Below are 17,663 nucleotides of genomic sequence, written 5' to 3' on the forward strand. Positions count from 1 at the left end.
TTTTGCGAATAGTTGAGCTCCTTTTTGCATAATTTCTATTTCATATTCACAAAACATTGCTGAATATTCAGTTTTTCAAGCAAAATATTCAGTTTTTCTTCCTCATTTATGACCGCATAAAAATACAGAATCAGTAATATACGTCGATAAACCGTCCGCCTAGTGGCTCGTATACCGCCAGCGCAAGAGCGTCCGCAAGGTCGGGCGAATGCAAACCGCGCTTCTTCATTTCTTCTTTGCGTTCAAGCTCGATCTCCCCGTTGCTGTTGATCCTGTACTTGCGATCCGATAGCTGGATGATCTGCTCATCATCGTAAAACAATTCTATTTCGCCGCATTTCAGCATATTGCGAACTGTGCCCCACATTAGACCTGTTGAATTCGCCATTTCAACCGGGTCTTCTCCTCGAATTTTGCCGCCCCGTCCTCCGAAATGGCATTCCCGGAGAACGCAGGGCAGGCCCTGTTCCCGTAAACGGTCATATACGCCGACCCCGAGACCGTCGCAATCAATTTTTACCCGCGTTTCAACCCCCGGATATTCATCGTTGTACCGCTTCACCATAGCCGCTATATGCCCTGCGATTTCCATCGTGTCATTGTGGGCGTATATCTCCGGTCTTTGCTGGTATCGTCTGTCAAACAGCGGGCATATGACGCTCTTGTCGTCGCCGTACCGCGCCACATCAACGCCAATGTCTATTACTTTCTCGGCTTTTGTTACCACGGACTTCTTGCTACACTTCTCCACCCACTCCAGAGCGATGAAACTATCCGCAGCCTGCTTCGGAAACTCACCAGCCACGCGCACCCGGAAGACATCTGAATCCTCGCCGTACATCTCTATAATCATACGTACGAATTCAGCGTCTACGCGCGGCGACTGTGCGCTTGATACATGGAATCCGTTATATAACTTCCGGCTCCTATTGTGAGAATCAAAAAAGAACCCCGAGAGGTTCGTAGGATTCCCGCACATCAGCAGTTTTGCGTCCGGCGTTGATAACGCTCCAAGCACCGGTTCGAATATCTTATCCGGTACGCCGCTTGCCTCATCGATAATATACAAGATATGCTCGGCATGGAAGCCTTGCAGCGCATCGGGCTTTGTTGCTGTCCTGGGCACCGCGAACCAGTTTTCCGGATGGCCTTTCATATACACCCGTTCATACGTCCACTCTATTTCAGTTTTCAGTTTGGAGCCGTTCAGCCATTTTGCCACTTCCGCCCAAAGGATATCATAAAGTTGATGCTTCGTTGGTGCCGTGCATGGTATCTTTGGAGATGGCCGCGTACACAAAAACCAAAGAATCAGCCACGATTCCAGCGCAGATTTCCCAATACCGTGCCCACTTCGGACCGTGGTTCTTGGGTTATTAGCCACACTGCGCATGATATCTGCCTGTACATCGTCAGGCGTTACGCCGATTAAGTCAACGGCAAATTCTACTGGGTGATCGACATAATAGTTGATTGCGTCAGCGTTCATTTCTTCTACTTAGCCACGCTTGCTCTACAGCAGCCGCCAAACTGTCCCCTGCTTCAATCTTGGTTTCCTGCTTGTCTTTCCATCCAAACTGTTTCAATGCAAATATGTCCCCACCGTTGCCTCTTCCGATCAATCTTTTTTCGTATGCATTCTCAATTTTGAGCTTCGCCTTTTTTACCGCGTTGGAATATTCGTCTTTCCCTTGGTAATCTATGAGGACATCCCGTGTTGTTTCCAACGCAAGAGCAAGGCCCGTGACTGTCAACGGTTCGCCCGTTCCTTCGCAATCCGCAAAGTATTTATCTATTGCATCCTGCAATGCCTTAACAGTTTTAAATTTTAACGGCCTTCCCCGTTTGTTCTCTGACATATTCTCACCTATACTCTTTCCCCGTCTGCTTATCCAGAAATACAATCCGGTCTGTTATGATATATCCTGCCGCCTTTGCCATCCTATGCAGAAGGCTGACAAACTCCATTGCCTTTTTGTCCGCGAATAGGTATTTATCTGCATTGTCTATTGCTTCTTTAGCCGTTGTATCAAGACAGTGGCTTTCGTTGTATACACTGCTTCCCATATTTTCTCCTTAAACAAAAACGCCACCCATCAGGATGACGCTATTCCCCGCATGGCTCCCCGGGCGCTGGTTCATTCGCCACTTGCGCACCTCTGGTACTGCATACGGATTATTAACTTCATGCCACACCATTAGCATTGAGCCTATTAGCGTGGAAGGACATCATCCTACAACATGGTAGGTGATTTCAAGCCCGCTATTTATATGTCGCTGCGGGCAAGCGGCAATCATTTAATCCTATTCCGCTCTAAAACCTGCTCTTATCTGTGCAGGAAACCTACGGCTTGGTTTTTTCGGGTATCAGCCAGCTTGGGCGCACGGCTATTCCCGTTGGCACTCGACAGCTTCCCAAATGCCGCCTGATTATAGCGGTATGCGCCTACCCGCTTTCACGTGACTTTATTGACCTCTCCGCATGGAATCTTATAAAAGGGGCCGCTGATCTCTAGCCAGTCCGCTCCAGCCCGCCCCCGCGCAATTCTCCGCAGGCATACGGTTCACTGCATTTTATTCGCGGATTTTCGTGCGTTTCCATGCCTACCCACGCACTGGCACTGGTGGAGATGACGAGAATTGAACTCGTGTCCGCGAATTTCCTCTTCGGGCTTACATCGCGTCGAAACCATTCACATCCCCATATTGCTATGCCTACAGTCCCGCATCCCCCGTTAATATAGTTTTTCTTCTTGGGAAAGGAGATTCTCAAACATTCCCGCCTCACACGTCCTCGGCATAGCTAACCAGAAAGCTCTGGCTTATTTCATTGGCAAAACAAAAACGCCACCCATCAGGATGACGCTTTTCATATTTTCTCACAATGTCATACTATCACAAAAAATCGGACATTACCTTCCCTCTAACGGTCATGTTTCATTTTTTTTAATGCGCTTTGCTTTAATCTCCAAACTTGTTTTTCACTATAATCCATTCGCGCCGCTATTTGCGACACTCTCAGTCCTTCAAAGTATCGGTACTGAATATATTCCCTTTCTTTCTCCGTCAGCCATGCTTCATTGATCATCCGCATGATATCATCCGAAAGATAGTAGAGGTTTACGATCTCTTTTCGGATAGCGTCTATCCTCGTTCCGTATACATCGACCATTTTTTGTACAGCAGCAAACACGGGATCGGAAGTAAGGCCGCCCATAACCCGGACGGCATCAAGATTTTGGCCGCGCAGCATGCGCTCCGCCAGTGCGTCCTTTTTATCCATAAGTTCCGCAATCTGCTTCTCCTGTTCTTCTATTCGTTTTTTATATTCCGAGTACTGATACAACTTGTTTTCAACCGCTTCCAAATCCGCCCCTCCTGTGGTATACTATATTTAGCGAAAATCAATACCCGGAAAGAGCAGTTCCGCAGCCCGTGGGCTGTTCTTTTTTTTACCTCCTCGCCTTATACGCCATAGCCGCTATCTGGATACATTCAGCGGCTGCTTGGATTGCAGATTTCTCAATATAAAGAGGCCATTCTCCAACTTCATTATTTTTAACGCAATCCCAATATTCTGCCAAATATCCTCTTATACAATCAAATTCATCGCCCGCTTCCTCGACCTCTTCGAGAATCACCGCATACACCTCATGCGGGCTATTAAAATTTCCACCGAATTTTTTAGCCGCTCTCTCGTATTCCTCACGTGCCAGTGCCTTTACCGCTTCAATCAATTCGTCCATATTTTTACAATCCTTTCTTTACTTCAACAATACAAATTTCCACCAGTCAGGTAAATCAGACTGGATGATCACATTGGTCAAAAATATTCCGCCTATGATAAATGCAATTAAAACAATTATTGCTATTACACCTGTTTTATTCATTTTCATATCTCCTTTCCTGATACTTCGGTGTTGGGGATTTCGTGATTTCTTCTCTCGCGCCTATGCGCTTATAGTCCCATGTTCCATAGCGTTATTTGCTGATCAAAATTCATCCAGAGTTTTTCAGTCCGGATTGCTCCGCTGTTTGCATTTGCCTGTTTTGTTTCCGTGTGCCATCCCGTCAGCATGTCGTTGTAAAGTTCATTATCGTACCCGGATAGCACCACCATACCGCAATGATTCAAAAGCAGCCGTAAAAGCTTTTCGTGCTCTTTCGGATCAAGCATTTCGTAACTATAAATCCTTCCTTTTCTCACATCAGGGGTGTAAGGCGGGTCGGCATAGATAAGGCAATCTTGATGATTATATTTTTCTATGAGTTCCACAGCTGGTCGGTTCTCAATCTGCGCTTCTTTCAGCCGTTTGCATATTGGGTATACATATTCCGGCATTTTCCCCCATATTTGTGCATTAATCGGCCCCGCACTGCTCTTAGTGTTCTTCCATCCTACGCGGTCGGCAAGCTTGCATCCAAATCCTTGATTGCATCGAATCAGGAACCGCCGCGCATCTTCAACATCGTTCCCCGTCAGCTGGATTTGATCCCCTGCGTGCGGTTCATGTACCGATTCAAATTCCCGCCTTGCAAACGGTGTGCATTCAAGTGCATAGGCCAATTCATCAGGTTTATCCCTGATAACGCGGAAAAGATTGTAAATTCGACCGTCAATATCATTTATCGTTTCGTACGGAACAGGCGTTTTGCAGAAAAACACGGCTGCACTCCCGCAGTATGGTTCCAGATATACTTTATGCTCCGGGAAAAATGACGTGATCCACTCTGCCAGCTTCCATTTTCCTCCCGGATATTTCAGTATTGCGTTCATTATTCCGTCCCCTTTACCCCATCACCTCGACCGCGATCTGCCGCCTGCCCCACTCGCTTCCGCAAGAACATACATCGCGGTCTCCTAAGTACACATCTACCTTGCCGTTGTCCCTCATACGATCTTCAACCACGCACTCCCCGTAGCCGTCGATGTAAAGCCTTGTCCCTATCGGGTAATCATTGCTTGCCACCCTGCCCCATGCAAGAGGTTTTCCGCTTGCTGTGATACCTGTTGAATCGCAGGCCGAGCAGTACGCCGTGACCGTCTTGATATCCCCGCCAGTGGAATCGGATGTACTTGCCGCCGCCTGATACCCCGTAAACCCGCCCCACAGCCACCGCAGGCCGTTATCTGTGTTGCATAAGACGTATTCCGTCATACCCGCGCAGCCCTCGTATTCCATCGTGCTGATCACATAGACGGTATCGCCTGCCTTGACCTCTTCTGCCAACTCGCCCATCGGCCGCATGGTATAAGCGCAGTCCGTTGTAGCGATCCGCAGCTCCGTGACTTCCGCCGTGTCCAGGGAGGCGGCAGAGGCATGCATCGCATTGATTGTGAGTATCAGCATAAATACTAGGACGCATAATATGATAATCAGGATCGTTTGCTTTGTTTTATTGGTCATCTATTCTTCCCCCTGCTCCTGCGCTTCCCGCTCTTCGACATTTATGTAGTGCAACGGGCAGTCCACACACACGCTGTACGGCTCATCATCATATTCAGATTTTTGGAACCCATCACACGTTCCGTTCGTTTGGCGTGGGTGTCCATATTTTGTAACCAGCTTGCAATTATCTAATGTTCGCTTCATTCCCTCTCCCCCTCCTTTGCCGCCAGTGTCTCAAACTTCACACAGCCCTTGCACGTCGTTTCAGTGTCCTCGGGTACTTCTTCGGTCGGCAACGACGCCCATTTTCCGCACTCGCACATAACGTAGATGTCTCCCCACGAACGGACAATGTGAACCTTCCCCCGCTTTGTTCTGATCTTTTTCATTCCCTCTCCTCCTGCGCTTCAAGCGCCTCAAACGGCCTTTCTTCAACTCGCCATTCGTCAGGTCTTTTTTGCCTGACAATAAAATCGTCAAGCGGTTTCCTGTCCTCACACATTGCATAATCTTTCCATCGGTGCGTCTGGTGTGTCCTGTTTTTACGCATCTGTTCTTGTACTATATGCAACTGCTTATATTGCAGAACAAACATCATTCCCGCTCTCCCTCCTTTGCCGCCAATGCTGCCTCGGCTGCTTCTAAAATCGTGATATATGCTCCTTGTCTTTCTTCAAGAATGAGCGTCCGTTTGGTTTCATCATGGTAATTATCTCCTGCTCTCGCATCTATGCGGTCTTGGATTTCTTTTACCTTTGCTTTAGCGTAATCGACCGTCTGCTTATACGCCGCAAATTCTTCTACTGTGCCGATATCCTCGTAGGCTTTCAGCCGTTCCCACACTCTGCGCTGATCGCAATAGCCATATTCGCAAAACGATCCGCCCGACACATCTTTGCACTGGGCGATGTCACAAAAATTGCCTTCAAATGTCAGTCTCTCCATTTTATTCACCGCACCTCTTTATAGACTGTTATCATATTTCCACAGATAGGGCACTCCACTCGATAATCTCCCCACATATACTGTTTGATATCATCAACATCATATTTCAGTAGAGCATCACATTCAGAGCATTTAACTTTTCCCGGTTTGATTTTTCCATATTTTCTTATTATCATTCCTCTTCTCCTTCCTGTCCGCCGCGCCGCTCAAAACACTTTTCGTGTCCTACATCTTCGTTTTTGCATGGTTGTTTTCCGTTATGCTTGCATAATGAGCAAGGCGCTATGCGTCGTATATCTTCTATTGCCGCCGCAAGCTTCTCCCGCAGGGCGGCGTTCTCGGCTTCCAGATTCTTAATCACTTCCTCGGCAAGCGCCACCTCACACTCCAAACAAATTGTCGTCCTGTCTCGGTCAGTAAGTTCTTTTCCGTATCTATCACATGTCTTGCTCATTCCCCGCTCCCTTCCGGCCTTAGCTTCCGCCCGCAGTTCGGGCAGCGTTTTAGTTTTTCAGCCATCACCTTCCACCTTTGACCGTGTTATTATAAAATCTCACTTTCTTTCCCTTAACCCTGTCCATCCCGCCGTCGCCGCCGCCTTCAACGTAATGCGTGTAGCAGCAATACCACTTTCTCGGCTTCCGGTACGCCCACCCGGGCGTTGCATTAAAGACCTTTCTACAGACCGGGCACGTCCTAAGATATGGATTGGTCGCGTAATATTTGGACTTGTTATCTTCCTCGACCGGAACTGTTTTCATTTCAGAAACGCTTGCTATCATCTCATTTTCCGTCATTTTTCCATATCTCCATAAAATTCTTAAGCCGCAGTGTGACCTTCCATTCCTCCCGGTTCGCCCGGTGCATCACAACGGGTATTTCTCCCGCTTTTGCGTCCGCCTCCGCTTGCCGCAGGGCATTTTCCACATTTAGCCGTTCGACACGCTTGCACTCGATATGCAATCCAGGAATCCCTACAACGTCCGCATCTCCATTTGCTCCGCAATATTGCTGTCCCCGACGGGCCTCGAAACCATATTTCTGCAATTCTTTCGCGAGTTCAAGTTCCCCGCGTTTACCCTTATTTCTGCTGTCCATAGATCATATCATTCAGCGCCTTTGCCTCGAGCGCCGCCTTAATCGTTTTCTTAAGCCGCCTGTCACACGGATGCTTCAAGCCTATCTCCTTGATCCTCTTCCGCCTCTGCCGCTTTGCCTCCATCATCATACTTGCCGTTATCAAAAGGCGTTTCACCCGTCCATTCCTCCTGTTCTGGTTCCCAGCCGTAATGCCGGTACTCGTCCATGTGGTTCAAAAACAACTTTGACGGCTGGTCGAAATACGATTCCGCAAAAATGTCCTGCACTCCAAGGTCTCTGTTTTTGCATATTTCCACCACATTTGAGCAGTTATAGATCGCCGCGTCAGCCTTCCACTTAAAAAAGTCCATTGTGCGGTTCTTGAAATCATTATTCACTCGGTGTACGATTAGCACATTGTCAGCTGCATTGGTAATATCGGCTGTCCCAGAGATGTCCTCCTTTCTCAGCAGTCCCATGCTTTTACGCGGATGGCAGACAAAGAAAATGTGAACGTTGCGCTTTTTTGCAAAATTAGAAAGCTCCATTGTCAGCGCAGTTTGCTTCTCGTATTTGTCCCCTGGATACTCTCGTAAATCCATACTCATCAGGTTATCAAGAACGATCACGTCCACGTCCATAATCAGCGTGAAGAATTCAAGCGCCTTCATGATCTGCTTTACCGCCAGGCCAAAATCATTGTTGTACACGTAAATCTTTTCGTCCATCCAGTTTTCAATTTTCTCCCGCGCGCTGCTTTCAACGTGATACATCCATCCATCCTGCACTAAGTTGTCGCGGCCTGCCGCCTGTAGCATCAGCCATTCCTTTACCCTTGGAGCTCTCAGTTCCCCGGAAAATATTACCGAGCTAAATCCTTGCGTCGCCGCTTCCAATGCGATCTGTGACAGCCATGTCGATTTTCCGCTGCCGTTCGTGCCGCTCACGATTGATAATTCGCCCTTGTTGAACCCGTGTATCCTGCCATCCACACCGTTAAGACCGCTTTTCACCGATACGATTTTGCTCCGGTCTGCTTGCCGGATGTGCTTCATACGGTAAAACATTCTGGGCTTTGGGTTTAACGCGTCGCCGCCAAACAGCGAAACCGTATCGAGCAGCTTCGCGAACGTGTTGCTGTAGCTCACAAACTCGCTCATTTCAGCGTCGGTCATATTCTCAAAACCGGCGTTCGCATATTTTTGTTTCAGCTGAAAATATTCGTCCCTCGTCATATCTCAAATCCTCCTGCCACTCGCTTTGGCTCATTGGTTCCTGCGCTTGGCTCACCACGCGGAAGCCGATCCCATATAATCCCTTGCCAATTCGAAGCCATACACTCGGCGATCAGTGCCACAACTGCATCCTCTCCATGCCGATCTACCTGACCGGAAACTTGAGCAATTAAACTTTTAAGCCCTCTGGCTTTATATGCCTGTCTCTTTTCTTTCTTGTACTCTATCCAGTCTTTTAGAGCACATTGTATTTTTGAAGGCAGTCCTCTAAAGGTCTCGTCAGTCTCAAGGATGTCCTCCCCCGTTTAAGGGGGTAGGGGGATATCTTTATTTGTATTTGTATTTGTATTTGACTTTGTATTGGTATCATTCGTATACGGTGGTATACGGTCGTATACGGTCGTATCTTTTTTATTCCAACGCTTACGAATATTCTCCCTGTTTTTATCACATTTTTCCTGATATTGCAGATCGTCGTACTCCATTTGCTCCTGTATCGACGTAAAAGCAATGTCCGTTACCTCGTCAAGCTCTTCATGTTCTCCGCTTTCGGCATAATCAAACATGGCAAGGATTAACGCCTTAACGCGCTCAGGGTTTAGCTTCTCGATTGTTCTTCTATATCTTTGATGTAATATTGCCTCTTTTGCCATCTCTCACCTCAAAACGGAAGTTCGGAATCATCCAACGGCGCATATTCTTCCAGTCCTTCCAGCCCGCCCGGTGTTTCGTTTGCTTTTGCTTCCCTACTTCCACAGAATTCGATCCTGCTTGTCAGTACATACGTCTTGTACCGCGTTCCAGTCTCCGTCTCGTACTTGCTTACCTTAACAGAGCCAGTTAGTAATATCTCCTTGCCCTTGGAAAACCATTTCCCGATCAGCTCCGCTGTCTTATCCCATGCCGTGCAGCTGATAAAGTCTGCCGGGCGGTCTTTTCCCGCGTCGCACGCAACCGTGAAATGTGAAACAGTCTTTCCTGATCCGGTCGTCCTCACTTCCGGGTCCATTGCAAGCCTTCCTTTCAAAACCACTAAATTCATGCCGTTTCCTCCAAGCTATATTTAAAATAAACCTTCTTCTCGCCGTATCTGTTGCGTCTCTTAACCGTTTCCGTCTTGATCTTGTACCCTAATGCCTTAAGATCGTAAATACGCGCTGAAAGCCGCGTAATGTCTAAATCATCGAACGCCTGCATAGTTGTTATGCTTCCAAAATCCTTCATATATCTGATGATTTTTTCACATTGGCTCATAATCTCAATTCCTCCGGGTATTTGTGGTATACTCTGTCCTCGTCCGGGAATCCCGGATATTTTTCCTCCAAATATTCCTTCATCCTCCGCCGCACCAGCTCGCCGCAACCCCGCGCATGCTGTTTTTCGTGGCACTCCCGGCAGATGCAGACGATATTTTCCGGTATTCCCATTCCCAGTTTAGAGCGCGGGACATAATGCCCCTCCGGCAGCCCTACGTTCCGTCCGCATACCACGCATATACCGCCGTCCCGCTCCGCTACCGCACGCTTTACCTCCGGCGATATCTCACACGCTTTTGTGCTCGCCTTTTTCATCCGCGCCACTCCCGTTCTATTGTGCTTTCAAGCGTCTTGATCTGTATCTTGTAAACATTGATCGCTTCAAGCGCCGCCTTATATCCCGTCTCCTTACAATCCCGTTCAAACTTCTTTTTGGCGATCTCCCGGTCTCCGCGGCAAATATCTGAAATGATGGTGACGGGCGTTCCCTTGTCCCGCTCGGTCAATATTTTCTGCGCAAGCGCTATACGGTAATCCTGCTCCGCCTGCGCATACTCCCTGCCGCGCACTCCAAGCTGCTTTAAGGCGCTGTCAAGAAGGGATACTTTGCCTGACAGCTCATTTACTAAATCCTGTCCGCTCATACCGCACCTGCCTTACTGTTTAACAGGTCAAGAAAACCGTTTGCCTCGACGTATGTCAGATCATGTAATGATTGCTTTTGCTTTGATTTCAGGGTAGTGATTATATTAACCTTTGCTTCTTTTGCAGCCGCTTTGATTGCTTCTATCTGTTCTTCTGTCGCCATTGCCGTTTTACCCGGATCAAATCCTTTGTTGATTTCATTGGCCTTTTTGCTGTCAGCTTCCCGGCGTTCTTTTTCTGTGGGCTCGCCGTATAGTCCCGCGTCGTATAGATCGCTCGACAGCTTATCCGCATCATCGCCCGTGGGGATCGCAAACGTGCGCAGGAGCATATACTTATATGCGTATGTCATGGCTTTCCCAACTCCTTTGTCCTGCGTGTCTACCCCCGTGCCGGAAGACGGAACGTCGATATACTCTTCCGGCTTTTCTGTGTTTACAATGCGGTAAGTCACATTTACAGTCGTGATCCTATTGATCTTTTCCTTTCCATAGCTGTCTGTTATCCGCTCGTCCTCCCGTTTATGCTCCTGTGCAATCGGAAGAATGACCAGTTTGTTTTTCAGCAGCGATGTTCTCACTGTAGAAGTCACCTTCTCTTCACTTATGGCCTTGTAAGACCTTCCGCCACCAGTAGCGACATTGTCATCTTTCGCCAAATATGCAACGTCGCTCATAACAGCCGCTATTTTTTCATATAAATTCATCACGCGCTCCTCCTATAAGGGATGGGTTCCCGGTTTTCGTACCAGTCCGCAAAGGCGTAAAGGTCATCCTTTGCATATTCCCTGAAGATTCCTGCCCACATATCCCGCGCCGACTCCGCTCTGTCGAGTTTTTCCCGGATAAACTCCTGTTCATTTGCTTTGAGATAGTCCAGGAATTCATCCCATTCGCTCAACGCAAACGTCTTGAAGTCATCAGCCGCAGCGTCTTCAAATACCGCCCTGTTTTTGCACTCGTCCGAGCAATACCACTCCCCGGCGTACTTAACCGCTTCGTCGGCGTATGCCTCATGCCCGCATGCGCAAGATATGATATCGTCGTCTGCCGGGGCTGCTGCATCATATATTTGCATGTCCGGCCACTGGTCCACAAACATTGCCATTGACTTTCCGTCCTTTCTGCCTCATAATGGAGGCGAAGATAATCTTCTCGGTTATTTTCACCGCCCGTCAGAGCTACAACTCCGGCGGGTATTTTTATACGTCCGTACTCTCCGCTTCCTCCACACCCACAGGATCATGAGCCGCAGACTGTACACTCCATAGCCCGCGATCACTGCGCCTATGCCTAACATCAGCGCTTCTGCGATCAGTTTCATGCCTGTACCTCCAATCCTAACTTCTTCATCTTCAAATAGCTCCTCTCCACCGCCGCAATGTCGATGCCCGCATACTCATACGTCGTTTTGGTATCTACATTTTGCGGATTCCACACTTTTACACCTTTTTCAATCATCAGCTTGCGGACTTCCTTTTTGATGGACAATACTGTCGAATTGGCCGAAACGTCGAACAATTCTTTGAGTTCTGGATTGCCTATTTCGTTTGGATAGGCGTAGTAAATCCGAAGTGCTGTTTCTGCGTTGAATGGTCTTTTTTTGTTCATTCCTCTCACTCACTTTTCATAATGTCCAGTAGCTGTTGGATTGCCGCTATTGCTTCGTGCGATTCTTTGGGAAATTCGCGCTTTAGATCGTCATTGTCCACATGCCCGTCAATCGCGTCCCTTTCAAGCTTCTTAAAATACGGGATCAGGTCTTCTACCTCATATTTCATTCTGATTACTGAAGCTGCTAAATGCCCTGCATCTGGCACGTCCGTATATCGTTCACGGTAACTTTCATAGTTGCTCAACATCCATCGGTGCCATAGTCCCGGTGCGTCAAGAATTCTTTCAATATTGCCTACGTCGTCAGGTGTGGGCTGTGTTTCTCCGATTTCCCACCGCCTTACGGTGTCTTCTGATACGCCTAGTTCATTTGCCAACCGCCAACGTTGGATTTTCCGCGCCTCTCGCGCACTTCTTAGGTCATTATGTGTAAATTCTGCCATGTTGGATTCTCCTGATTCATGTAAAATAGATTTGTACCTTGAAAAATGAATCATGCCGAAATAATCTTAGAAATCGCTTTGCGCACTTTGTCTTTTTCCTTGTCCGGCATTTCACGGCGAAGCTTCCGGCTGAAAGATTCTTCTGCAATCCCGAGCGCCTCCGCAACTTCCCAATTATAGATACGTGCTTTTCTGATTTCTGCGCGAATGTCTTGATTAGCAAGAGCCATTGTTTTTTCCCCTCCTATACTGTATAATTTAATGTTAGGTTAAAGCTTGTTATTAACCTTTGTTGGTTTTATTATAATTCCGATTTTGGAATTTGTCAATTCTTTTTTCGGAATTTTTAGGAACTTTATTTTATGGGAGGGTTTTATGACCACAAACGAAATCGCAAACGAGTTGCTAAATGTAATGTTTGCTCGGTATGAAGAAGAAGGCGATCTTGATATGTTTAATTTTGAATCGCTGGTTGAAATGCTTGGCGAACCGGAAGGAAAAATTAATCGTGCTTTATGGTTGCTGAGCAAAGACGGTTACACAAAGGTTTGGAAAATCGACAACATCGCTTGGGAGTCAATGCTAAACAGCAAAACGATTTCATATATGGAAAAATGCCCGCTGTCTACTGACGGGAAGCGGATAACGAAATATATTGAGCCGGAATCTAAGCCCGCACCTGCTGATTCTACTTTCATTATAGCTAATGCAAACAATTCTATTATTGGGACGCAACAAAACGCTACAATCAATATAAGCAGTTCGCTTGATGAAATACGCAAGCTGATTCATGAACAGGCGACACCAGAAGATGCGCCAGCCATGAATGAATTGGTGGATACAATAGGCAAAAATAAAAGATTCTCCATCAAGGATATCCCTGAAAAAATACTTGGATTGCTTAACAAATACCCCGTTATATTGCAATCTATTATTACAGTAATTGCCGCTCGATGCACAAGATAACAGGACTGCACTTAGTATAACAAAGTGTTTCCAAGCATCCGTCTTTTAATACGGCTCTGCCATCGGACATAAAATCAATATATTCTCCGCTGATTATGGGGTTACCATTCGTGTCTTTCATGGCACATTTGATTTTAGATGTTGCGTTGCATGTAGCATTCTTAAATTCAGCATCAGGGTTGAGATAGCAATACTGCTTGGAACAGTCAGTATTTTTCTCTGGGTTACAGCAATAAAATACATGCTTCATAGTCTTTCCTCCTATGGTAATTATGTATATATTATAATTCCGAAATCAGAATTTGTAAAGAAAGGTTTTGAAAATGATTTTTTGGGAAAAATTAAACCATCTATGCACCGAACAGAATACAACTGTCACCGCAGTATTAAAAGAGCTAAAAATAAGCACATCAAAAGGCACGGCATGGAGAAATGGTTCTGTTCCAAATGGTGTTATCCTTGATAAACTCGCAGACTACTTCGGCGTATCCACCGACTATCTTTTAGGCCGCACGGAAGAACGCGGCTTCGTTTCAAAACACGCCGCCTCCACTATCGACGGTACTGAATATGACGATCTGCCGGAGGAAGCAATCGAAGAAATGGAAAATTACCGTGCGTATTTAAGGGAAAAGTACAGAAAAAAATAACCCGGTGTACCTCATTTGTCATTTTGAAGTAATATGATATTGATGCAAAAGGGTGGTAACAGAAATGACATTGAATGAAAGATTGGATCAGTATATTTTTGATGAGGGAATTGCCGTTGAGGAAATCCCCTTGTTTTACTATAATGGCTTTTACGACTACGAAAGCGACTGGGCTTGTCCTGTTATAACATTAAACAGCAACATTGCTTCCGAGCGACAAAGGGCGGCTATAAAGGGACACGAGTTAGGGCACCATTTCACGTTGAGCGCCGATCTTTTCTTTGCTCCTTACCTTGTAAAGAGCCGTGACGAATATAGGGCCGACCGCTGGGCGGCCGAATATTATATGCCTGTTAAAAGATTGATCGAACTGTATGAGCAAGGCTGTCGCACTCCGCTTGATATGGCGGAGCAGCTTGAGATACCAGTCGAATATTTATATAAGGGTTTAGGCATATATTATCGAAAATATGGTCTATATGAAGACTTCGGCCAGTATCGGATATTCTGGAATCCCTTCAACATCAAAAAAGATCGCCGCAGGAGAAAGTAATGCCAATCTATAAAATGAACGGACGGCGCGACGGGAAGCAAAAATACCGTGTGCGGATCAACTTCATAGACGCTCTCGGAAAGGCCCGACAGGTAGATCGGGTTACTTACGGCTCTGATGAAGCGAAAATTCTTGAATTGAAGCTTTTGCAGGAGATACGCCATGAAGCACCTGCAAAACGCATTACCCTGCGTGAGCTTTTTGACGAGTATTGCGAGGTGCGAAAAAACGAGATCAGAGAATCGACGCTGGATAAATTCAAGCGTATCATGGAATACCACATTATGCCGGAGCTTGAACATATTAAGCTGGAAAAATTAGATACGAGGCTTTTAGCACAGTGGAAATTAAACATGGAAAATAAGGATATTTCCCTGCATACCAAGCAGGCGGCATTTTCCGTGTTTCGCACACTCCTTAACTACGCGGTCAAAATGGAGCATATTTCAAAAAATCCGTTGGTAAGAATCGGTAATTTTAAAAGTTCCGGGGAAATTAAAAAGGAAATGGACTTCTACACTGCGGAAGAATTTAAGAAGTTTATTTCAGTAGCCCGTCAGAATGCGCAGGAGGCCGAGAAACGCGGTTTTCTCTCCGAATGGGATTACTATGTGTTTTTTGCCATAGCCTTTTACACAGGGCTTAGGAAGGGCGAAATACATGGTTTGCAATGGAAGGATATCAGCAAAGGTTATTTGTCGGTCAAGCGGAGTGTCACACAGAAGCTTAAGGGCGAAGACCGGGAAACGCCGCCTAAAAACACCGCATCCATTCGCACCCTGCAAATGCCAATCCCATTGAAAAAAATATTGGACGAGCATAAAAAACGTTGGAAGCAATACGATGGTTTTACTTCATCGTTCAAGGTGTGCGGCGGCACAAAGAGCCTGCGCGATACATCTATAGAAAACCACAACAAGAAGTTTGCGCAGCTTGCCGGAGTGAAAAAAATACGAATTCACGACTTCCGGCACTCCCATGTTTCGTTACTTGCGAACAGTGGCATCAACATTCAGGAGATCGCCCGAAGGCTGGGCCACTCCAAAATAGAAATGACCTGGAACACCTATTCCCACTTATATCCAAAAGAAGAAGAGAAGGCGGTAGAAATTCTTAACAAAATTAAGTAGCCCTGTACACGTTTGGTACACGATTTTTTAAAACTTCGATATTTTTGGGCCATCCTACGAAATATGAAAACCGCTAAAAACAGCGTTATAATGCGGTTCTTCAAATTGCATTGCTCGCCTAAAATTCGTAAAAAATGTCCTTCTCAACTCCAGCTGTCTCCACCAAATCGGTCATATCCGAACCTTTTCTTTTTAGATGGAGTATTCGGAATGACAATTAGTTTAAAGGACAGGCGGTGAGCCTGTCCTTTTTTTGCATAAGCGAATATCTCAACGAAAACGCTGAGGGCATAACTTTATTTTCTATTCGATCAGGCCCAGCTCCCGTGCCTTTAAAACCGCGTCCATCGCGTTGTTGACGTCCAGCTTCTTGTAGGCAAGCGACGTGTGCGTTTTGATGGTGGGGATGGAAAGCCCGGTCATTTCGGAAATCTCCGCGTTTTTGTAGCCTTGGGATAAAAGCTCCAGCATATGCTTTTGCTGCCCTGAGAGCTTCACCGGCTTATCCTTTTTGCCAATCCCCGCAATGTAACCAACGTGGCTGCCCGCAAAGCTGTGCGCGGCAAGCATAACCTCGCTTAAGTACGCTCGGGTGAGCGGGCCTTTGTAACCGTTATCACTCAATTTAGATAATATCCGTTTCAATATGGGAACGACGCCCGCCCCTTCGTCGGCAACCACACGTATGAAACCATACGGCTGTAATACCGCAAGCGTTTCCATAAGCTGGGTTTCGGCTTCCTTTTTGCGGCCAAGCGCCCAGTAAAGCGCCGCGAGGATGGCCCCTGCCTCGCACCTGTCCAGAGGGCGGCTTAAGTTTTCGCCAAACTTCTTCAGGAGCAACAGGTAATGCAGCGCGCGCTCGGTATTGCCCGTCGCGATATATGCCCGCGCCGTGGTGAAGTGCTGGAAGGAACGGAAAAACTCGATGTGGTTCGTCTCCGTCACATAATAGCTATTCAGCCATTCGTGCGCGGCGGCTTTGTCGCCGTCCAGCAATTTCAGTTTGGTTTGATAGGCCGTCAGGTTGGGAATGAAGTATTGCGCGGAAGCATCCACAAACGCGCACAGTCCGTCCATCAGGCTATCCGCTTCTTGCCTGCGCCCAAGCTGCCAAAGTGCACTGTGCTGGAGTATCATTACGCAGATTCGACCGTCTGCTTTGCTTTCCTTAGTGAGCAGGCCCATGACGCTTTCGTTTTCGCAAAGCGTCTCATTAAGACGATTTTTCTCGTACGTAAAGCACGCAAGGATGCCCGGACGCAGGTATTCCCATTCCGGGCCGAGCAACGGCGCAAACGTGCCGTCTATTTTGGAAAGTATTTTAGGATCGAGCGCGATCTCGGAATAGTCCCTGTTGCTGCGGTGCATATACGGAAGGTTGTGTGTAAAGGAAGCGATATTGGTCGCAAGCCCCTCCTGCGTAAATTTTTTCAGCACTTTACCGAATACGGTATATAGCTGCACCTGCTTTTTCAGACTTTTGCGGTAGTCAACATGGAAGGCCAGCATGGCAAACTCGACAAACTCGTTTCCCGCCCTGGCAATGCGCGGCAGGTTGCGCATGATTGCGTCCATGTGGAACGCATATTCTTCGTGGCGGCTGGTGAGGTAATAATACCATGCGTACAGCACATGCAGCACCGGCGCTTCGCGGAACGCCCGCTCGGGAAGCGTTTCTCCGCAAAATGTGCGCAGGAAATCCGCATAGGTGGCAACGCCGTCCTTGTGACCGCGGAACAGGAACAGGAACAAAA

33 protein-coding genes and 1 other RNA gene are annotated in these 17,663 nt (G+C 47.1%); 4 read left to right on the forward strand and 30 right to left on the reverse strand.

The features are described from left to right. Positions 1–130: 130 nt before the first annotated feature. From B1H56_RS09595 to B1H56_RS09720, 29 genes are all read right to left on the reverse strand, one after another. Positions 131–1,489 carry a terminase gene (locus B1H56_RS09595; protein WP_066523602.1) on the reverse strand — a complete coding sequence of 453 codons (1,359 nt, stop codon included), beginning with the start codon at positions 1,487–1,489 and terminating at the stop codon, positions 131–133. Then, positions 1,479–1,859 carry a terminase small subunit gene (locus B1H56_RS09600; protein ID WP_066523605.1) on the reverse strand — a complete coding sequence of 127 codons (381 nt, stop codon included), beginning with the start codon at positions 1,857–1,859 and terminating at the stop codon, positions 1,479–1,481. Before B1H56_RS09600 ends, B1H56_RS09595 begins: the two co-directional genes overlap by 11 nt. A gap of 4 nt (positions 1,860–1,863) precedes the next feature. Then, a complete protein-coding gene (locus B1H56_RS09605; protein ID WP_066523606.1) occupies positions 1,864–2,067 on the reverse strand; it encodes a hypothetical protein in 204 nt (67 codons plus the stop codon). A gap of 555 nt (positions 2,068–2,622) precedes the next feature. Continuing rightward, positions 2,623–2,703, reverse strand: a transfer-messenger RNA (tmRNA) gene (gene ssrA / locus B1H56_RS09610). A 220-nt stretch (positions 2,704–2,923) separates the two neighbouring features. Beyond that, positions 2,924–3,367, reverse strand: a complete 444-nt coding sequence (locus B1H56_RS09615) for a sigma factor-like helix-turn-helix DNA-binding protein (protein WP_066523607.1) — start codon at positions 3,365–3,367, stop codon at positions 2,924–2,926. Positions 3,368–3,452: 85 nt separating this feature from the next. Then, the gene (locus tag B1H56_RS09620) at positions 3,453–3,746 is read right to left on the reverse strand and encodes a hypothetical protein (RefSeq protein WP_066523608.1); all 294 of its coding nucleotides are present in this window, start codon (positions 3,744–3,746) and stop codon (positions 3,453–3,455) included. An 18-nt stretch (positions 3,747–3,764) separates the two neighbouring features. Further along, positions 3,765–3,890, reverse strand: coding sequence for a hypothetical protein (locus B1H56_RS14980; protein ID WP_278288631.1), 126 nt, complete (start codon positions 3,888–3,890; stop codon positions 3,765–3,767). 68 nt (positions 3,891–3,958) lie between these two features. Beyond that, positions 3,959–4,777 carry a DNA adenine methylase gene (locus B1H56_RS09625; protein WP_066523774.1) on the reverse strand — a complete coding sequence of 273 codons (819 nt, stop codon included), beginning with the start codon at positions 4,775–4,777 and terminating at the stop codon, positions 3,959–3,961. A gap of 13 nt (positions 4,778–4,790) precedes the next feature. Continuing rightward, the gene (locus B1H56_RS09630; RefSeq protein WP_066523773.1) at positions 4,791–5,408 is read right to left on the reverse strand and encodes a 3D domain-containing protein; all 618 of its coding nucleotides are present in this window, start codon (positions 5,406–5,408) and stop codon (positions 4,791–4,793) included. Beyond that, positions 5,409–5,594: a hypothetical protein gene (locus B1H56_RS09635; RefSeq protein ID WP_066651212.1), complete on the reverse strand. Its 186-nt coding sequence runs from the start codon at positions 5,592–5,594 to the stop codon at positions 5,409–5,411. Continuing rightward, positions 5,591–5,779, reverse strand: coding sequence for a hypothetical protein (locus B1H56_RS09640; protein WP_066523752.1), 189 nt, complete (start codon positions 5,777–5,779; stop codon positions 5,591–5,593). The genes B1H56_RS09635 and B1H56_RS09640 overlap by 4 nt, the downstream gene beginning before the upstream one ends. Continuing rightward, positions 5,776–5,988 (reverse strand): hypothetical protein, encoded by a 213-nt coding sequence (locus B1H56_RS09645; RefSeq protein ID WP_066523754.1) that lies wholly within the window; start codon positions 5,986–5,988, stop codon positions 5,776–5,778. Before B1H56_RS09645 ends, B1H56_RS09640 begins: the two co-directional genes overlap by 4 nt. Further along, positions 5,985–6,335: a hypothetical protein gene (locus tag B1H56_RS09650; protein WP_147554751.1), complete on the reverse strand. Its 351-nt coding sequence runs from the start codon at positions 6,333–6,335 to the stop codon at positions 5,985–5,987. Before B1H56_RS09650 ends, B1H56_RS09645 begins: the two co-directional genes overlap by 4 nt. 5 nt (positions 6,336–6,340) lie before the next feature. Further along, positions 6,341–6,511, reverse strand: coding sequence for a hypothetical protein (locus B1H56_RS14590; RefSeq protein WP_156468679.1), 171 nt, complete (start codon positions 6,509–6,511; stop codon positions 6,341–6,343). Continuing rightward, positions 6,508–6,789, reverse strand: a complete 282-nt coding sequence (locus B1H56_RS09655; protein ID WP_147554752.1) for a hypothetical protein — start codon at positions 6,787–6,789, stop codon at positions 6,508–6,510. Before B1H56_RS09655 ends, B1H56_RS14590 begins: the two co-directional genes overlap by 4 nt. 64 nt (positions 6,790–6,853) lie before the next feature. After that, entirely contained in the window at positions 6,854–7,132 is a 279-nt protein-coding gene (locus B1H56_RS09660; protein ID WP_066523758.1) for a hypothetical protein, read from the reverse strand. After that, complete coding sequence (locus B1H56_RS09665) at positions 7,119–7,433, reverse strand: putative PDDEXK endonuclease (RefSeq protein ID WP_066651263.1); 315 nt, start codon at positions 7,431–7,433, stop codon at positions 7,119–7,121. The genes B1H56_RS09660 and B1H56_RS09665 overlap by 14 nt, the downstream gene beginning before the upstream one ends. A gap of 62 nt (positions 7,434–7,495) precedes the next feature. Next, positions 7,496–8,650: a DnaB-like helicase C-terminal domain-containing protein gene (locus B1H56_RS09670; RefSeq protein ID WP_066523762.1), complete on the reverse strand. Its 1,155-nt coding sequence runs from the start codon at positions 8,648–8,650 to the stop codon at positions 7,496–7,498. 305 nt (positions 8,651–8,955) lie between these two features. Continuing rightward, entirely contained in the window at positions 8,956–9,303 is a 348-nt protein-coding gene (locus tag B1H56_RS09675; RefSeq protein ID WP_162938990.1) for a DUF6291 domain-containing protein, read from the reverse strand. A gap of 8 nt (positions 9,304–9,311) precedes the next feature. After that, positions 9,312–9,692, reverse strand: a complete 381-nt coding sequence (locus B1H56_RS09680; RefSeq protein WP_066523769.1) for a single-stranded DNA-binding protein — start codon at positions 9,690–9,692, stop codon at positions 9,312–9,314. Further along, entirely contained in the window at positions 9,689–9,904 is a 216-nt protein-coding gene (locus B1H56_RS09685; protein ID WP_066523768.1) for a helix-turn-helix domain-containing protein, read from the reverse strand. Before B1H56_RS09685 ends, B1H56_RS09680 begins: the two co-directional genes overlap by 4 nt. Continuing rightward, the gene (locus tag B1H56_RS09690; RefSeq protein ID WP_066523766.1) at positions 9,901–10,221 is read right to left on the reverse strand and encodes an HNH endonuclease; all 321 of its coding nucleotides are present in this window, start codon (positions 10,219–10,221) and stop codon (positions 9,901–9,903) included. The genes B1H56_RS09685 and B1H56_RS09690 overlap by 4 nt, the downstream gene beginning before the upstream one ends. After that, the gene (locus B1H56_RS09695; RefSeq protein WP_066523764.1) at positions 10,218–10,550 is read right to left on the reverse strand and encodes a hypothetical protein; all 333 of its coding nucleotides are present in this window, start codon (positions 10,548–10,550) and stop codon (positions 10,218–10,220) included. The genes B1H56_RS09690 and B1H56_RS09695 overlap by 4 nt, the downstream gene beginning before the upstream one ends. Beyond that, the gene (locus tag B1H56_RS09700) at positions 10,547–11,257 is read right to left on the reverse strand and encodes an ERF family protein (protein WP_066651236.1); all 711 of its coding nucleotides are present in this window, start codon (positions 11,255–11,257) and stop codon (positions 10,547–10,549) included. Before B1H56_RS09700 ends, B1H56_RS09695 begins: the two co-directional genes overlap by 4 nt. After that, complete coding sequence (locus tag B1H56_RS09705; protein ID WP_066522568.1) at positions 11,257–11,658, reverse strand: hypothetical protein; 402 nt, start codon at positions 11,656–11,658, stop codon at positions 11,257–11,259. Before B1H56_RS09705 ends, B1H56_RS09700 begins: the two co-directional genes overlap by 1 nt. A gap of 57 nt (positions 11,659–11,715) precedes the next feature. Then, positions 11,716–11,874, reverse strand: coding sequence for a hypothetical protein (locus tag B1H56_RS14595; protein ID WP_156468688.1), 159 nt, complete (start codon positions 11,872–11,874; stop codon positions 11,716–11,718). After that, positions 11,871–12,161, reverse strand: coding sequence for a hypothetical protein (locus B1H56_RS09710; RefSeq protein WP_066522569.1), 291 nt, complete (start codon positions 12,159–12,161; stop codon positions 11,871–11,873). Before B1H56_RS09710 ends, B1H56_RS14595 begins: the two co-directional genes overlap by 4 nt. A 5-nt stretch (positions 12,162–12,166) precedes the next feature. Then, the gene (locus B1H56_RS09715; RefSeq protein WP_082771006.1) at positions 12,167–12,661 is read right to left on the reverse strand and encodes a helix-turn-helix domain-containing protein; all 495 of its coding nucleotides are present in this window, start codon (positions 12,659–12,661) and stop codon (positions 12,167–12,169) included. Further along, entirely contained in the window at positions 12,658–12,837 is a 180-nt protein-coding gene (locus B1H56_RS09720; protein WP_046442466.1) for a hypothetical protein, read from the reverse strand. Before B1H56_RS09720 ends, B1H56_RS09715 begins: the two co-directional genes overlap by 4 nt. A 145-nt stretch (positions 12,838–12,982) precedes the next feature. Here B1H56_RS09720 and B1H56_RS09725 point away from each other — a divergent pair, with 145 nt between their 5' ends. The 4 genes from B1H56_RS09725 (at position 12,983) to B1H56_RS09740 (ending at position 15,906) form a co-directional block, all read left to right on the forward strand. Further along, positions 12,983–13,573, forward strand: a complete 591-nt coding sequence (locus B1H56_RS09725; RefSeq protein ID WP_066522572.1) for a hypothetical protein — start codon at positions 12,983–12,985, stop codon at positions 13,571–13,573. A gap of 323 nt (positions 13,574–13,896) precedes the next feature. Beyond that, positions 13,897–14,223, forward strand: a complete 327-nt coding sequence (locus tag B1H56_RS09730; protein ID WP_066522574.1) for a helix-turn-helix domain-containing protein — start codon at positions 13,897–13,899, stop codon at positions 14,221–14,223. Between the two features lie 64 nt (positions 14,224–14,287). Next, positions 14,288–14,776, forward strand: coding sequence for an ImmA/IrrE family metallo-endopeptidase (locus B1H56_RS09735; protein ID WP_066522576.1), 489 nt, complete (start codon positions 14,288–14,290; stop codon positions 14,774–14,776). Next, complete coding sequence (locus B1H56_RS09740; RefSeq protein ID WP_066522578.1) at positions 14,776–15,906, forward strand: tyrosine-type recombinase/integrase; 1,131 nt, start codon at positions 14,776–14,778, stop codon at positions 15,904–15,906. The genes B1H56_RS09735 and B1H56_RS09740 overlap by 1 nt, the downstream gene beginning before the upstream one ends. Positions 15,907–16,209: 303 nt before the next feature. Here B1H56_RS09740 and B1H56_RS14865 read toward each other — a convergent pair whose 3' ends face one another. Next, positions 16,210–17,661, reverse strand: coding sequence for a LuxR C-terminal-related transcriptional regulator (locus tag B1H56_RS14865; RefSeq protein WP_242861989.1), 1,452 nt, complete (start codon positions 17,659–17,661; stop codon positions 16,210–16,212). Between the last annotated feature and the right edge of the window lie 2 nt (positions 17,662–17,663).

The sequence above is a fragment of the Christensenella minuta genome (genome assembly GCF_003628755.1).
GTDB classification, from domain to species: Bacteria; Bacillota; Clostridia; order Christensenellales; family Christensenellaceae; genus Christensenella; species Christensenella minuta.

Bases quoted from the DNA above. Each gene is read 5' to 3' on its own strand.
- B1H56_RS09595 (WP_066523602.1), bottom strand. From the start codon at position 1,489: ATGAACGCTGACGCAATCAACTATTATGTCGATCACCCAGTAGAATTT.
- B1H56_RS09600 (WP_066523605.1), bottom strand. From the start codon at position 1,859: ATGTCAGAGAACAAACGGGGAAGGCCGTTAAAATTTAAAACTGTTAAG.
- B1H56_RS09605 (WP_066523606.1), bottom strand. From the start codon at position 2,067: ATGGGAAGCAGTGTATACAACGAAAGCCACTGTCTTGATACAACGGCT.
- B1H56_RS09620 (WP_066523608.1), bottom strand. From the start codon at position 3,746: ATGGACGAATTGATTGAAGCGGTAAAGGCACTGGCACGTGAGGAATAC.
- B1H56_RS14980 (WP_278288631.1), bottom strand. From the start codon at position 3,890: ATGAATAAAACAGGTGTAATAGCAATAATTGTTTTAATTGCATTTATC.
- B1H56_RS09625 (WP_066523774.1), bottom strand. From the start codon at position 4,777: ATGAACGCAATACTGAAATATCCGGGAGGAAAATGGAAGCTGGCAGAG.
- B1H56_RS09630 (WP_066523773.1), bottom strand. From the start codon at position 5,408: ATGACCAATAAAACAAAGCAAACGATCCTGATTATCATATTATGCGTC.
- B1H56_RS09635 (WP_066651212.1), bottom strand. From the start codon at position 5,594: ATGAAGCGAACATTAGATAATTGCAAGCTGGTTACAAAATATGGACAC.
- B1H56_RS09640 (WP_066523752.1), bottom strand. From the start codon at position 5,779: ATGAAAAAGATCAGAACAAAGCGGGGGAAGGTTCACATTGTCCGTTCG.
- B1H56_RS09645 (WP_066523754.1), bottom strand. From the start codon at position 5,988: ATGATGTTTGTTCTGCAATATAAGCAGTTGCATATAGTACAAGAACAG.
- B1H56_RS09650 (WP_147554751.1), bottom strand. From the start codon at position 6,335: ATGGAGAGACTGACATTTGAAGGCAATTTTTGTGACATCGCCCAGTGC.
- B1H56_RS14590 (WP_156468679.1), bottom strand. From the start codon at position 6,511: ATGATAATAAGAAAATATGGAAAAATCAAACCGGGAAAAGTTAAATGC.
- B1H56_RS09655 (WP_147554752.1), bottom strand. From the start codon at position 6,789: ATGAGCAAGACATGTGATAGATACGGAAAAGAACTTACTGACCGAGAC.
- B1H56_RS09660 (WP_066523758.1), bottom strand. From the start codon at position 7,132: ATGACGGAAAATGAGATGATAGCAAGCGTTTCTGAAATGAAAACAGTT.
- B1H56_RS09665 (WP_066651263.1), bottom strand. From the start codon at position 7,433: ATGGACAGCAGAAATAAGGGTAAACGCGGGGAACTTGAACTCGCGAAA.
- B1H56_RS09670 (WP_066523762.1), bottom strand. From the start codon at position 8,650: ATGACGAGGGACGAATATTTTCAGCTGAAACAAAAATATGCGAACGCC.
- B1H56_RS09675 (WP_162938990.1), bottom strand. From the start codon at position 9,303: ATGGCAAAAGAGGCAATATTACATCAAAGATATAGAAGAACAATCGAG.
- B1H56_RS09680 (WP_066523769.1), bottom strand. From the start codon at position 9,692: ATGAATTTAGTGGTTTTGAAAGGAAGGCTTGCAATGGACCCGGAAGTG.
- B1H56_RS09685 (WP_066523768.1), bottom strand. From the start codon at position 9,904: ATGAGCCAATGTGAAAAAATCATCAGATATATGAAGGATTTTGGAAGC.
- B1H56_RS09690 (WP_066523766.1), bottom strand. From the start codon at position 10,221: ATGAAAAAGGCGAGCACAAAAGCGTGTGAGATATCGCCGGAGGTAAAG.
- B1H56_RS09695 (WP_066523764.1), bottom strand. From the start codon at position 10,550: ATGAGCGGACAGGATTTAGTAAATGAGCTGTCAGGCAAAGTATCCCTT.
- B1H56_RS09700 (WP_066651236.1), bottom strand. From the start codon at position 11,257: ATGAATTTATATGAAAAAATAGCGGCTGTTATGAGCGACGTTGCATAT.
- B1H56_RS09705 (WP_066522568.1), bottom strand. From the start codon at position 11,658: ATGGCAATGTTTGTGGACCAGTGGCCGGACATGCAAATATATGATGCA.
- B1H56_RS14595 (WP_156468688.1), bottom strand. From the start codon at position 11,874: ATGAAACTGATCGCAGAAGCGCTGATGTTAGGCATAGGCGCAGTGATC.
- B1H56_RS09710 (WP_066522569.1), bottom strand. From the start codon at position 12,161: ATGAACAAAAAAAGACCATTCAACGCAGAAACAGCACTTCGGATTTAC.
- B1H56_RS09715 (WP_082771006.1), bottom strand. From the start codon at position 12,661: ATGATTCATTTTTCAAGGTACAAATCTATTTTACATGAATCAGGAGAA.
- B1H56_RS09720 (WP_046442466.1), bottom strand. From the start codon at position 12,837: ATGGCTCTTGCTAATCAAGACATTCGCGCAGAAATCAGAAAAGCACGT.
- B1H56_RS09725 (WP_066522572.1), top strand. From the start codon at position 12,983: ATGACCACAAACGAAATCGCAAACGAGTTGCTAAATGTAATGTTTGCT.
- B1H56_RS09730 (WP_066522574.1), top strand. From the start codon at position 13,897: ATGATTTTTTGGGAAAAATTAAACCATCTATGCACCGAACAGAATACA.
- B1H56_RS09735 (WP_066522576.1), top strand. From the start codon at position 14,288: ATGACATTGAATGAAAGATTGGATCAGTATATTTTTGATGAGGGAATT.
- B1H56_RS09740 (WP_066522578.1), top strand. From the start codon at position 14,776: ATGCCAATCTATAAAATGAACGGACGGCGCGACGGGAAGCAAAAATAC.